At 42.8% G+C, this 14169-nt stretch carries 12 protein-coding genes and 1 other annotated feature; of the genes, 3 read left to right on the top strand and 9 right to left on the bottom strand.

Annotated features, from left to right (window positions below; all coding sequences use genetic code 11):
* A partial coding sequence (locus BFI01S_RS07470; RefSeq protein WP_061792039.1) for a M48 family metallopeptidase occupies positions 1 to 1113 on the bottom strand: 1113 nt, incomplete at its 3' end.
* Between the two features lie 456 nt (positions 1114 to 1569).
* On the opposite strand from BFI01S_RS07470, the gene BFI01S_RS07465 reads away from it, so the two are divergent.
* Positions 1570 to 1791: a DeoR family transcriptional regulator gene (locus BFI01S_RS07465; RefSeq protein WP_026041817.1), complete on the top strand. Its 222-nt coding sequence runs from the start codon at positions 1570 to 1572 to the stop codon at positions 1789 to 1791.
* A 63-nt stretch (positions 1792 to 1854) separates the two neighbouring features.
* On the opposite strand, the gene BFI01S_RS07460 is transcribed toward BFI01S_RS07465, so the two are convergent.
* Together BFI01S_RS07460 and BFI01S_RS07455 are read right to left on the bottom strand one after the other, a co-directional pair.
* Complete coding sequence (locus BFI01S_RS07460; protein ID WP_048007813.1) at positions 1855 to 2574, bottom strand: pseudouridine synthase; 720 nt, start codon at positions 2572 to 2574, stop codon at positions 1855 to 1857.
* 288 nt (positions 2575 to 2862) lie between these two features.
* On the bottom strand, positions 2863 to 4479 hold the full coding sequence (locus BFI01S_RS07455; protein WP_061792038.1) for a putative polysaccharide biosynthesis protein: 1617 nt from the start codon (positions 4477 to 4479) through the stop codon (positions 2863 to 2865).
* A gap of 229 nt (positions 4480 to 4708) precedes the next feature.
* Between BFI01S_RS07455 and BFI01S_RS07450 the strand changes: the two genes are divergently transcribed.
* Complete coding sequence (locus BFI01S_RS07450) at positions 4709 to 5977, top strand: BaiN/RdsA family NAD(P)/FAD-dependent oxidoreductase (protein ID WP_061792037.1); 1269 nt, start codon at positions 4709 to 4711, stop codon at positions 5975 to 5977.
* Positions 5978 to 6006: 29 nt separating this feature from the next.
* On the opposite strand, the gene BFI01S_RS07445 is transcribed toward BFI01S_RS07450, so the two are convergent.
* The 6 genes from BFI01S_RS07445 to BFI01S_RS07420 form a co-directional block, all read right to left on the bottom strand.
* The gene (locus BFI01S_RS07445; RefSeq protein WP_009333366.1) at positions 6007 to 6189 is read right to left on the bottom strand and encodes a sporulation protein Cse60; all 183 of its coding nucleotides are present in this window, start codon (positions 6187 to 6189) and stop codon (positions 6007 to 6009) included.
* A 102-nt stretch (positions 6190 to 6291) separates the two neighbouring features.
* On the bottom strand, positions 6292 to 6597 hold the full coding sequence (locus BFI01S_RS07440) for a rhodanese-like domain-containing protein (protein WP_061792043.1): 306 nt from the start codon (positions 6595 to 6597) through the stop codon (positions 6292 to 6294).
* 165 nt (positions 6598 to 6762) lie between these two features.
* Positions 6763 to 9180: a leucine--tRNA ligase gene (gene leuS / locus BFI01S_RS07435; RefSeq protein ID WP_061792036.1), complete on the bottom strand. Its 2418-nt coding sequence runs from the start codon at positions 9178 to 9180 to the stop codon at positions 6763 to 6765.
* 268 nt (positions 9181 to 9448) lie between these two features.
* Positions 9449 to 9673: a binding site (T-box leader), on the bottom strand.
* 111 nt (positions 9674 to 9784) lie between these two features.
* Complete coding sequence (locus BFI01S_RS07430; RefSeq protein WP_061792035.1) at positions 9785 to 10561, bottom strand: 3-hydroxybutyrate dehydrogenase; 777 nt, start codon at positions 10559 to 10561, stop codon at positions 9785 to 9787.
* Positions 10562 to 10618: 57 nt separating this feature from the next.
* Positions 10619 to 11938 carry a GntP family permease gene (locus BFI01S_RS07425; RefSeq protein ID WP_061792034.1) on the bottom strand — a complete coding sequence of 440 codons (1320 nt, stop codon included), beginning with the start codon at positions 11936 to 11938 and terminating at the stop codon, positions 10619 to 10621.
* A 328-nt stretch (positions 11939 to 12266) separates the two neighbouring features.
* Positions 12267 to 13628 (bottom strand): sigma-54 interaction domain-containing protein, encoded by a 1362-nt coding sequence (locus BFI01S_RS07420; RefSeq protein ID WP_061792033.1) that lies wholly within the window; start codon positions 13626 to 13628, stop codon positions 12267 to 12269.
* A 137-nt stretch (positions 13629 to 13765) separates the two neighbouring features.
* On the opposite strand from BFI01S_RS07420, the gene BFI01S_RS07415 reads away from it, so the two are divergent.
* Positions 13766 to 14125: a hypothetical protein gene (locus BFI01S_RS07415; protein ID WP_235831130.1), complete on the top strand. Its 360-nt coding sequence runs from the start codon at positions 13766 to 13768 to the stop codon at positions 14123 to 14125.
* Positions 14126 to 14169: the final 44 nt, after the last annotated feature.

The following is a 14169-nucleotide window of genomic DNA, read 5'->3' as shown; positions in this document are numbered from 1 at the left end:
GGTTTGATAGTTATCGATCACATTAGGGTTGGCCCCATTTTCGAGCAGAAGAGCAGCACTGTCATACTGGCCATAAGAAACAGCCCAATGTAATGCAGTAGTGCCGTCTGCATCTGTTTCCTCAATATCCGCACCATCAGTCAATAATGTGTGAATCATGTCAGTATCATTTTCACTCGCTGCGCTCATTAGTGCAGTAGCACCTTCAATGCCCATAACCGTTTCAGTCCATAAATCCATTTTTTCAAGTGTTTTAAAACCAAACCAGAGTCCTGCGGATAGGATCGTCAAAGAAAGGACTGACACTGCTGCTCCTATCCAAACTCTCCCCTTCGGTTCTTTTAATTCAACCGTAGTTTCATTGGCAAAAAACTTCGATAGGGCATATATTCTTTTTGGCAAGTGCGGATGCGTGGATAGTTTTTCATTCAGCCAGACAAAAAATCCAGTTTCTGTTTGAAGCTGCTCCATATATGCCTGCTTATCGACCTTAGGATAAAGGTCTTTTCCAATGGCAAGCATGGTTAAGGCATCCCTAGATGCTTCAAAAGATTTTATATAATAGGCCGCATAACGATCACAAGTATACTCGCATGCTCTCAGGTACGCATTCCCCAGGAATGGAACCCACATAGCAGGAAGCAGGAGGAGACTTATGATAACATGTTTTCTTTTTAAATGAGCGAACTCATGGGCCAGGACGAACAGCACTTCCTTTTCAGCTCCCCGCTCAACCAGCTCAAAAATACCAGAATATAAGACAACCATATTTCTTCTGAAAAATCTGGTGGCAAAGGCATTTAAGACCCCTTCAGACTCAATTACATAAATATCGGGCAGATTCTGTAAACCCATTTCCTTCGCAGTCAGTACTGCTTTTTCATAAATCTCCGGAAACTGTTTCTCACTTATTCTTACTCCGTTTCTTCTGATGCCTCCCATCATAATGACATGGAACAGGAGAGATACAAGGATCAAGGTCAAAATAATTACAATCCCAATAATAGAAAATGCGAGAAAAATATAAGACACAATACTAAATAAGGCAACAAATGCAAAATAAATATTTTCCTTCGGGTATACCAGGCAATCTCTCAGAGTGTGAGCTTCCATAACTTTTCTTCCTTTCAATCATACTTGTAAATATACCAATTGATTATAATCAAAAATCAAATTTTAGGATATAGGGAAATTTTTGAACATATTTTAGAATTTTCAGTACATATTACAAGCCCCTGCTGCCATAAGGTATAGTAATAGTGCCTTACCCATCGAAGTTTAATCGCAGTAATTTAGGGAATTGAACATACATTAAAAAGGAGGGGAACGCAAAGACTAAAAGCAGAAGCACCATTATAAATATTTTGTAAAATTTTAGCCTTTAAGTAGAAATAATCAGATAATAGCGTTACAATATAGTCAGAGGTATGACATCTTGACTAAATACCAGAGTATAAAGGGGTTGTCTGGGGAAAAGAAAACTACATACGATTGAAGGTTAACCTTCAATGTAGCTGTCGGTTGCAGAAAATTGCCATGGGGTTTGAAAAAAGGATAGGGAGTGGTTTTTTGAAACCTTCGACTAACCGGATGTTAAACCGTGTAAAATCCGTCTACATGTTTATAAGTAAGCGCGGAACTGTAACAACTCAGGAGCTTGTAGAGGAATTTGGCATCACTCCTCGCACCATTCAAAGAGATTTAAATGTCCTCGCCTACAATGACTTGGTTAAGAGTCCGAGCAGAGGCAAATGGACTATTACTCAAAAGAAAGTAAAGATGTCATCTTAATACTCAAAGCAAAACCAGCTAATAAATATAAAATCGCCCTGCTGTCAGGGCGATTTTTCCGTCTTATCCCACTTCATAATTCATCAGCTTATCAAGCTCTTCTTCCGTCAATTCCCGATATTCTCCCAATTCCAATGTCTCATCCAGCTCGAGCGGGCCCATGGAAAGTCTCTTTAAGTAAATGACTCTTTTTCCCACAGCTTCGAACATCCTTTTCACTTGATGGAACTTGCCTTCTGTTATTGTTAATTCTATATCAGAGGTGATGCCGGACTTAAGAATTTTTAATGTCCCAGGCTTGGTTTCATAGCCATCATCCAATATAACCCCTTTTTGAAATGCGGCTATATCCTCTGCTGTAACTTCACTGTCTATGACTGCAAAATAGGTTTTGGGGACATGTTTTTTGGGTGAAAGCAGGCGATGGGACAAATGGCCATCATTCGTCAGAAGCAAAAGCCCTTCTGTATCCTTATCGAGACGCCCTACCGGAAAAGGAGAAAACACAAGGTCTTCCATTTCGAGCAGGTCCACCACGGTCTCAGATTGTGAGTCCTCGGTTGCGGAAATGACGCCAGGCGGTTTGTTCATCATTAAATAAATGAATTCCTTGTATTCAACTTTTTCGCCGTTGATGACAACGACATCCTGTTCAGGATCCACATGTTGTTTTGGATCCTTTACTTTCTCATCATTAACGGTTACTGCTCCATCTTTTAAAAGCTTTTTAACATCCTTGCGGCTGCCGTAGCCGAGATTGGCGAGCATTTTGTCTATTCTCATAATGACCCTCCATATTAATCCAAATTCACCCTGGTTTCGCTTAAAGTCGCGATAATAAAATACCTTATTATTCTGCCCGTTGATTTCCGCTGCGGGCACTTGCTTTCCGCGGGGCAGGCGGTGAGCCTCCTCGTCGCTTCGCGCCTGCGGGGTCTCACCTGTCCCGCTACTCCCGCTGGAGTCAAGTACCCTCCGCTCCAATCAACTCAGTGCTTTGTATATAGGTAACTAAAACCCAATCCTAAAGATCCCTTTAAAAAGGCCCCCATCATGGAGACCTTTTATTTTTTATGCTTTCAGTCTTAATTTCTTCAGCATTCTATCAACCCTTGATCCGAACAGGAGATAGATTAGTTTTGTTCTGAAGCTTAGGTAGAAATAAACTCCGGCTCCTGCTGCTCCGCAGATGATGACAATAATTATTGCCCCGACACTGGATGCAGGCGATAAGAAGCTGGTGGTAATTTGATAAACCAAGCCTGCAGCAATGTACATGCATGCAGTAAATAATACAATTAGCATACCGCGTCTTAAAACAAGCTTGAATGGATATTTGGCATATGTTTTTATGACATAAAGGTTAATTAAGATCGCCGCAATATAGCCAAGCGCTGTGGCAAAAACGGCTCCCTGTGTTTCGAACAGTTTTATGAGCGGAATATTCAATGACAGCTTTACAAGCAGGCCTGTCAGCAAACTCAAAATTGTGAAACGCTGTTCATTGATTCCCTGCAGAATGGCTGCTGTTACCGAAAAATAAGCAAAGAGAATTGCCACCGGTGCATATGTTCTCAACACTTCAGTACCCAAATCTTTATGCTCATAGAATAGGGTAAAAACGGGCTCTGCAAGCAGGGACAAGCCTGCCACGGCAGGAAGAGTCAGAAATAATAGCACCTGGAACGTCTGGTTCAGCTGGCGGTTTAAGTCTGCCCGATCTTCTTCCATAAATGCTTTCGTCACACTCGGCACAAGCGTCAGCGAGAAAGCTGTGGCAAGTGAGACAGGAATGATGACCAGCTTATGTGTCTCAAAGTTCAGGACAGAGAATGCTGCTACAGCATTGCCTGCTTCGCCAATAGCGTCCATCGCTCTTGTAAATGTAATCTGATCGATGAATTGAAAGAGCGGATTTGCAAGACCCACAAACACAAAAGGTGCAGCATAAAGAATGATTTCTTTATATATTTCCTTGAGAGAGATGTCCACTGTTCCTTTATCTTCTTCAAGCAATTTATCCAAATGCGGCTTGCGCTTATACCAATACCAGAATAACACCCCGAGACTTCCGAGTCCGCCAATAAAAGCTGCGAAAGTGGCGACACTGATTGCCGTAGTGATAGAGCCTTCCATAACATTTAAAACGACATATGCACCCGCAAGCACAAACAGGATGCGGACAATCTGCTCCACCACCTGTGAAACCGCAGTAGGCCCCATGGACTGGTGCCCCTGGAAAAATCCTCTTATCAGACTCATGAAGGGAATAATAATCAAGGCAAATGATACTGCTCTGATAACGGTTGTTACATCTTCAACACTTACCTCCACATCTTCCCCTGCCAGGGTCATTTCGGCAACCGTTGGAGCAAGGAAGAACAGGATCAGGAAGGAGATGACTCCGCTTGCAGTCATGATCACCAAACCTGACTTGAACAGCTTTCTGCCGACAGCATACTCCTCTATTGCATTATATTTAGAGATAAACTTTGAAACTGCCAGCGGAACCCCTGCAGTTGCGATACTAATAAAGATTGTATAAGGTGTATACGAAAAGGAATAAAGGGCTGTCCCTTCCTTACCGACTATTTGATAAAAAGGAATAACATAAAACAAACCAAGAACCTTCGAAATAATGGTGCCAAGTGTAAGGATGAAGGTTCCCTTTAAAAGCTTAGATGACATATAATCCCTTCCTTAAAAAAGCTGCGCAGTAATCTAGAACTGTATATGAATGCCGAGCTGCGTTCGTCATTTTTCTATCTTTTTAGACACACTATTTGTAGTGTACTCTTCTTGCCGGGGAAATTCCACTTGCAATACCGTTTAATGAGGGATTATTTTTAGAAATAGGATATTTGATTTATAATGAATCTATTGTTTGCTTAGCTAATTTAGATAAGTTGGTGAAACCATGAAATATGATGTAATAGTGATAGGCGGAGGTCCTTCGGGATTGATGGCCGCAATCGGTGCTGCGGAAAAGAAGTCAAAGGTTCTGCTGATTGACAAAGGAAACAAGCTTGGAAGGAAGCTTGCCATTTCAGGTGGAGGCCGGTGCAATGTCACAAACAGGCTTCCAGTAGATGAAATCATTAAGCATATTCCCGGCAATGGGCGATTTTTGTACAGTGCATTTTCCATTTTCAGCAATGAAGATATTATCCGATTCTTTGAGAATTTGGGAATTGAGCTGAAAGAGGAAGATCACGGTCGGATGTTTCCCGTTACCGACAAAGCGCAATCTGTTGTTGATGCCTTAATCTCCAGGCTGAAGGAATTGAAGGTCGATATCAAAACAGACAGCCCGATCCAGGATGTTCACTATGAAAATGGCAGGGTGAAATCGGTAGAATTAAAAACAGGCGATGTTTATGAAGCAGACTCTGTTGTAATAGCCGTAGGAGGAAAATCAGTTCCTCACACCGGCTCAACCGGTGACGGCTATGCATGGGCGAAAAAAGCAGGCCATACGATTACAGAGCTTTTTCCAACCGAGGTACCGCTGACATCTTCAGAGAGCTTTATTAAAGAAAAAGCACTGCAGGGATTGTCGCTCAGGAGTGTGGCACTTAGTGTTTTGAATCCTAAAGGAAAAGCACTCATAACCCATCGGATGGATATGATTTTCACCCATTTTGGCATTAGCGGTCCGGCGGTTTTGCGCTGCAGCCAGTATACTGTGAAAGCGATGAAGAAGTGGAACTTGAAAGAAGTAACCATGAACCTGGATGCACTCCCGGATACAAAGGAAGAACCTCTTTTTCAGGAAGTGTCCAAAAAGATTAAAGAAGAACCGAAGAAAATCATTAAAAACCTCTTAAAAGGGCTGCTTCCGGAAAGGTATCTTCTGTTTCTTCTTGAGCAGAACGGAATTGATCCATCTGCACAAGGGGCTGCTATTTCCAATGAAAAAATCAGATGCTTTGTTAAAGGCTGCAAATCTTTCCAGTTTAAAGTAAACGGCACTTTGCCTCTCGATAAAGCCTTTGTTACAGGCGGAGGTGTTTCCGTTAAAGAAATTGAACCGCAGACAATGGCTTCAAAAATGATGGAAGGTCTTTTCTTCTGCGGAGAAATCCTGGACATCCATGGCTACACTGGCGGATACAATATCACTTCTGCACTTGTAACAGGCAGGTTAGCCGGATTAAACGCAGCTGCATCTGCACATACCGTGTAATAAAGATAGAGCCTGATGCACTAGAGACATCAGGCTCTATATATAACCATGGCAGAGAAACAATAAATCTGTTCGTCTTCATCCTCCTGCACTGCGGCCACATTATATTTGATATCCAAAAGTTTTTTCTCCTCAATTTTCTCCAGGAAATGATTCATATCCTTTTCCAGGTCTTTTTCATGCTCATGATCGAATAATTTTACCTTAATCATAGAGTTGTTCCTCCCAGTATTTTTTAATAGCTTAGACAATTTTCGGAATTTTTAAAATAAAAAACCAAAAAAAAACGAAGCCTAATTGGCCCCGTTTGTAATTTATTCTGTTTTCCCCTGCCAGTCCAGCATGCCGCCAGCCATATTGCGAACCTTATATCCTTGTTCCTGCAAGTAATGACAAACATTACCGCTGCGGCCGCCAGAGCGGCAGATAATGATATATTCAGTGTCTTTATCAAATTTATCCAGGTTCTCGGGGATGGTACCCATGCGGATATGTCTGGCTCCGGGAATCATTCCAGCTGCAACCTCTTCATCTTCTCTTACATCAACAAGCTCAAGCTTCTCTCCAGCCTCCAGCTTTTTTTGCAATTCTTCTGTGGTAATCTCTTCAATACGATTCAATTTTAACACCCTTTCAGGAAAGCTTTTTATATAACAATTTGCATTTACTAATGCTGCCACTCCTATAATACCCTATATGGCACGAAAAAAAAAATGAGAAGTTTCTTTAACACAAATACAAAAAACCACCCTTGATCAAACAAAGGTGGTTTCATCTCATATAACTTAATTTGCAACGATATTTACAAGCTTGCCCGGTACTGCAATGACTTTACGGACAGTTTTTCCGTCAATTTGCTCTTTTACTTTGTCATCACCCATTGCGATTTGCTCCAGTAAGTCTTTTTTTGCATCCGCCGGAACCATAAGCTTCGCTTTTACTTTGCCGTTGATTTGGATAACGATTTCGACCTCGTCATCCACCATTTTAGCTTCATCAAATGCCGGCCAGGCTTCGTAAGCAATGGATTCACCATGGCCAAATTTTGACCAAAGCTCTTCTGAAATATGAGGAGCGATTGGTGAAAGCATTTTAACAAAACCTTCTGCAAAAGTTTTTGGCAGCACATCTGCTTTATAAGCTTCGTTGATGAATACCATCATTTGAGAAATAGCTGTGTTAAAACGAAGTCCTTCGTAGTCCTCAGTTACTTTTTTCACCGTTTGGTGGTAAACCTTTTCAAGGCTGCTGCCTTCTTCAATGTCCTGAATTCTCGGGCTTAATTCACCAGTCTCTTCCACAAACAAACGCCAGATGCGGTCAAGGAATCTTCTTGAGCCATCCAATCCATTTGTAGACCAGGCGATGGAAGCTTCAAGCGGCCCCATGAACATTTCGTATAGACGAAGAGTATCTGCACCATGGCTCTCTACGATTTCATCCGGATTAACGACATTGCCTTTTGATTTACTCATTTTCTCATTGTTTTCCCCAAGAATCATACCCTGGTTGAATAGCTTTTGGAACGGTTCCTTCGTATGGACAACTCCCACATCGTAAAGGACCTTGTGCCAGAAGCGGGCATATAGAAGGTGAAGAACCGCATGTTCAGCTCCTCCGATATAAATATCAACCGGAAGCCATTCTTTTAATTTCTCAGGATCTGCAAGAGCTTCACTATTTTTCGGATCAATATAGCGAAGGTAGTACCAGCAGCTGCCTGCCCATTGCGGCATTGTGTTCGTTTCCCTGCGGCCCTTCTTGCCTGTTTCAGGATCCACGACATTAACCCACTCATCGATATTGGCTAATGGTGACTCTCCTGTGCCGGATGGCTTTATCTCCGTTGTTTTTGGAAGCACTAATGGAAGCTGGTCTTCCGGCACTGCAGTCATTGTGCCATCTTCCCAGTGGATGACTGGAATCGGCTCGCCCCAATAGCGCTGGCGGCTGAATAACCAGTCACGAAGACGATAAGTAACCTTCTTAGTGCCTATACCTTTTTCCTCAAGCCAGGCAATCATTTTCCCAATAGCTTCCTCTTTGTTTAATCCATTAAGGAAACCGGAGTTCACATGCTCGCCATCGCCTGTGTATGCTTCTTTTTCAACATCTCCGCCGGCTACAACTTCTTTAATAGGCAGATCAAATTGCTTGGCGAACTCATAGTCGCGCTCGTCATGTGCTGGAACCGCCATGATGGCACCCGTTCCATAGCTGACTAGAACATAATCTGCAATCCAGATTGGCATTTTTACGCCATTGGCCGGGTTAATCGCATACGCACCAGTGAAGACACCCGTTTTTTCTTTAGCAAGATCTGTCCGCTCAAGATCGCTCTTGCTCTTTACTTTGTCAATGTAAGCCTGAACTGCCTCTTGCTGCCCATCTGTTGTGATTTTATCAACAAGCGCGTGTTCTGGAGCAAGGACAGCATATGTTGCACCATATAACGTGTCAGGACGTGTTGTGAAAACGGTGAATGTGCCATCATGTCCTTCAATATTGAATGTCACTTCGGCTCCTTCAGATCGGCCGATCCAGTTGCGCTGCATATCCTTAAGGCTCTCTGGCCAATCCAATAAATCAAGATCTTCAAGCAGGCGATCCGCGTAAGCCGTAATTTTCAGCATCCACTGTCTCATTGGGCGGCGTTCTACCGGATGGCCTCCGCGCTCGCTTTTTCCGTCAATAACCTCTTCATTTGCAAGTACTGTTCCAAGTGCCGGACACCAGTTAACAGCTACTTCATCGATATAAGCAAGCCCTTTTTCATAAAGCTTTAAGAAGATCCATTGAGTCCATTTATAATATTCAGGGTCTGTTGTGTTTACTTCACGATCCCAGTCATAGGAGAAGCCTAACGCCTTAATCTGGCGGCGGAAGGTGTTGATATTCTGTTCTGTGAATTCTGCCGGGTCATTCCCTGTATCAAGTGCATATTGCTCTGCAGGCAAACCAAATGCATCCCAGCCCATTGGATGAAGGACATTATAGCCCTGCATGCGCTTCATGCGGGAAAGGATATCTGTTGCCGTATATCCTTCCGGATGGCCGACGTGAAGACCAGCGCCTGAAGGATAAGGGAACATATCAAGCGCATAAAACTTGCGCTTGCCTTTATCTTCAGTTGTTTTGAATGTTTTATTTTCTTCCCAGTGGCCTTGCCACTTTTTTTCAATCTCCTTATGATTGAAACTCATTTTTGTTTCCTCCTAATATCAGAAAGCGCAGGGCGCCCGCTTATCCAAGGGCCGCAGACTAAAACCGCCACGTCCTGTGGCAACGTCTGCATGACCCGCATCCTGCGGGCCTCAAGCATAAGACGAGCCGGCGGAAAGGTTGTTCTTTAACCTTTTTGACGGATTGGCTTATGACCTCGAGCCGATGGCGCACGGAGCTAGACTACTTTCTGACTTCTAAAATTTGTTCTTCATTTTTTTAATACAATAAAAAAACCTCTCATCCCAAAAAAGGGACGAGAGGATTATGTATAAATCTCCCGCGGTACCACCCACATTAGTGAACATGTCACTCGCTTCATTCATCCTTAACGCGGAAAACGGCAAGCATTACTGGTATTTCACACTTGCTGCTCAAAGGCGAGTTCATGATGTGCCCGGCTGACTTGCACCTGCCGTCAACTCTCTTAAAACGGGCTGCTGCACCACTACTGCTCCTTATCTAAGCATTTTAGTATAAGAATATGACTATTGTAATAAATTTCCCGCCAGGATGCAAGTAGGCTTATCCTGACAGGAATTTAATACCTAGAATATGCAGTACTTTTCGAAAATGTGCCTGTAACTACTGAACAGTATATCCTCCATCAATAACTGCCGCCTGGCCCGTAATTCCTTTAGCCGCATCACCGGCCAAAAAAATCGCATAATCTGCTATCTCTTCCACCGTCAAAAGCCTTTTTTGCGGCACTAACGGATAAATGACTTCCTCCAGTGCTTTTTCGATGGGTACATTTCTTGTTTTAGCAAGGTCATTCAGCTGATTTCTTACAAGAGGTGTATCTACATAGCCCGGGCAGATGGCATTAACCGTAATGCCATCTTCAGCAGCCTCCAGTGCAGCTACTTTTGTAAGGCCTATGACGCCATGCTTGGCACTGTTATAAGCAGCTTTCCCTGCGAATCCTACAAGTCCGTTAATGGAAGCCATATTAAGTATCCGGCCAGATTTTTGTTTTTTCATGATTGGCATCGCGTGCTTTATAGCCACGAATGGAGCAGTCAGCATGACTTTGATCATAAATTCAAACTTCTTAGTTGGTAATTCTTCAATAAAGGAAACATGCTGCAGCCCTGCATTATTTATCAGCACATCCAAAGCACCGAATCGGCTGACAGTTTCATTGATGGCCGCCTGTATATCAGACTCTGATGTCACATCACATTTTAGCCCAAGCGCTTCAAAACCTTCTTTTTGCAGGCTTTCTGCAGCTTTTTTCACGGCAGCTTCCTGAATATCCGTCAGAACAATTCTTGAGCCGTGTTCAGCAAACCTCTTACCAACCTCATAGCCAATTCCCTGCGCTGCACCAGTGATAAAAACGACTTTATTTTGTACCATGAATAAGCTCCTTTCAAAAACAAAGCCGGGGCTCTCTTTTATGAGCCCCCGCCGAAATTAGATTCCCAGCCCAAGTGAGAACAGGATAATCGCAATCGCAACTCCGATAAGCGGGACAATTACCGTAACAGCAGCCACTGCGCCATATGCAGCCTGGTGGGTTTCACCGCAGATTGCCCGTACAGTGGTAACAACATAGCCATTATGCGGCAAAGAGTCCAGGGCTCCGGAAGAAATGGCAACCGTTCTGTGCAGGGCTTCTGCATTAACGCCCATGTCCATATAATGCGGGGCCAGAATTGGCAGTGCGATTGCCTGGCCGCCTGAAGCTGAGCCAGTCATCCCGGCGATCACACTTACTGCTATGGCACCGCCTATCAGCGGACTGCCAGGAATGCTCGTCATCCAATCAACTGCTGTGGCAAATGCAGGCACTGCTTTTGCTACGCCGCCAAACCCTACGACAGCAGCCGTATTGCCTATAGCGATCAATGCACCTAATGTTCCATCAGACACAGCATTCCAGAAATTAGTGAAATATTTTCGGTTCAATAGATATGTGGCAATGACTCCACCCAGCAAGGCAAGAATAAGTGCAGATTGTGCAAGTGAATCATGAAAAACGAAGGAAATAATTAAAACCACAACTAATGGTACAACACCCATAATCGGATGCGGTAAATCCTTATTTTCTGTTACAGGATCCTGCTTGCGGGATTCAAAGGTTTCTCCTTTGTTTACAGCCTTGGTAATCATGCGCTTCAGCCACCAGTAGCCGAAGATCATCATGAACACAGCCACAATTAAACTGACTTCCCAGCCCGCATATGGAGTCGTTCCAAGGAATTCAATCGGAATCCAGTTTTGAATTTCAGGTGAACCTGCAGAAGTCATCGTAAATGTTACAGATCCAAAGGCTAGTGCCGCAGGGATAAATCTTCTCGGCAGATTTGCCTGCTTAAATAAACTCAACGCCATTGGGTATACAGAGAAAGCAACAACGAATAAACTGACTCCGCCATAAGTTAAAATGGCACAGGACGCGACAATGGCAAGAACGGCATATTTCATCCCAAGTTTATCCACGACCATTTTGGATACACTGTCAGCCGCACCGCTATCCTCCATTACCTTTCCAAAAATAGCTCCCAATAGGAACATCAGATACCATGATGTGACAAATCCTGAAAAGCCGGACATATAGTTCCCGACCAAGTTGGCCTCTCCTTCGCCTGCCAGCTGCGGAAATAAAGGCATACCGCTAAAAAGTGCTACAAAGAGCGCAGATAACGGACCGACCACCAGCAGGTTCATTCCCCGCATCGTCAGGTAAATCAGAAGCGCAAGCCCGCCTATTAACCCAATCATACTTAGCATTTCATTTCCCCCTTTGTTTTAAATGTAAGAAAATAAACTTGTCATCCCCCCTTTTTGTAAACGTTTGCGAAAGAATAGAAAAATAACTTGCTGTGAAAATTTAATGCAAGAAGTGTGCCAACCCTAACTGCTTGTGGGTAAAGGCTTGGTGAACTTTTAACGAACTATTTTTCCGGAATTCTGGAACCAGCAGGGAGCAAGTCCTCAAATTTAATAGACTAGTTTTCTGATAATTCCGTCTGACAGAGGGTTATCAGCATTAAAGATTCCTAGAATCAAAAAGGTCCAGAATTCTGGAATACATTCCGGATTTCTGGACTTTTTAAACCTATACAATTCCATATTTCTTTAACTTTTCGTACATGGATGATTTACTGATGCCAAGAGCGTTTGCAGCTGCTATTCGGTCATTATTATATTTGCTCAAGCTTTGTGACAGAATCCGCTTCTCTGTTTCTTCCAGAATATCCTTCAAATTCTTTTTTCCAACTGGATATACAGCAGTTTCTTTCATATAATCCGGCAATGATTCTGTAGTGATAGTTTCATTGCTTGTCAGGTGAATGGATGCCTCGATTACATTTTCAAGCTCCCTGATATTTCCGGGCCATCTGTATTGTTGAAACTTTTCTATGACTTCCTCTTCAATTTCACTTATTCTCTTTCCCGATTTTTTCGTTATTTTCTTGATAAAGCTGTCGATTAGAAGAGGTAAGTCTTCCATCCTGTCGCGCAAAGAAGGAACCATGAACGGCACCACATTAATCCGATAAAATAAATCCTCCCTAAAACGCTTTTCCTCCATCATTTTTTCAAGCGGTCTATTAGTTGCAGCAATAATCCGGACATCCACTTTAACCGGAGAAGTTGAACCAACGCTTTCAATCTCGCCTTCCTGCAGGGCACGCAAAAGCTTCACCTGCATATTAAGCGGCATATCCCCGATTTCATCCAAAAACAAGGTCCCTCCATCTGCGAGCTGAAATTTTCCTTTTTTACCGCCCTTTTTCGCTCCTGTAAAAGCTCCCTCTTCATAGCCAAACAGTTCAGACTCCAGAAGATGTTCAGGAATGGCTCCGCAGTTAATTTTTACAAAAGGCTGGTGGCTCCTGTTGCTGAGCTGATGAATGCTGTGGGCAAACAGTTCTTTGCCGGTCCCGCTTTCCCCGCGGATTAAAACGGAAATATCACTGGCTGCCACCATTTTCACCTTTTCTTTCAGGCTGTGAATCTGTCTTGAGCTTCCCAATATATCATCGAGGCTGTATTTTACACTTGGATCAATTCCCTGGATATAGTTCTGGATTTTTGTGAGCATGCTCTTTACATGGCTGTTCATCTGCATCCATTCCTTTGTATCTCTAAAAAAAACAGTCCCGAATGCGCCAATTACCTCGCCATCAGAAAAAATGGGAATGCGGTTTGCTATCATATAGTTGCCTCTTATAAATTGCAGATCCGCAATTTCTTCCTTTCCCGATTCTGCCACTATATGCATACGTGAATTTTCAATAATCCCGGAAACATGCTTCCCCAGAACCTGCTCCCTCTCCACCTCAAGAAAATCGCAATAATTTTTATTAATGTAAATGATCGTTCCTTCTTTATTCACAACTACAAGCCATCCAAAGGCGTTTTCTACAATGGTTTCAACCATTTGAACAGGCAAATCAAATAATGCACTTTTCACTTTTGATCCCCTCATTTAGGACATTCTACTATTATAATCACTATTTTATCATATTTTTCTGACAACAAATTCATTTCTATGGGTATTCTTATTGCTTTTACTGTCCATACCATTAGTAATCGGCACAGACATGGGAGGTGTTTCAGCTGAAAGGCATATATCTGATCAATCCTCACTGGCAATACTTAAACAAGTCCAAAGAGGAATGTATTCAGCTGCAAAAACAGGCACTGGAATCCTATATTGAGAACCATAATATTTATACAGTGAAGCTAAACCAATGGCAGCTTAATGACTATTACACCATTCCGCATGCCCTATTGTATGATTTGAAGCAAAAGAAGAAAGATCTGGATATCCTGCTTCTTTATTCTGAAGAGATTCTTGAAGACTTTATCGATACTTATCCGGCGAGATGGCTGATTCTGAAAAGCTTTTTCAATGAGGTTGTGTTTTGCACTAACCAAAAAGAGAACTCTCTTGAAAGCGCAGGTTAAATTAATTACAAGAAACAAAAAAACCTGCAGCTCAAAACTGCAGG

It is taken from the genome of Cytobacillus firmus NBRC 15306, from assembly GCF_001591465.1.
GTDB classification, from domain to species: Bacteria; Bacillota; Bacilli; order Bacillales; family Cytobacillaceae; genus Cytobacillus; species Cytobacillus firmus.
This window is presented reverse-complemented; position numbering and strand designations above follow the sequence as displayed.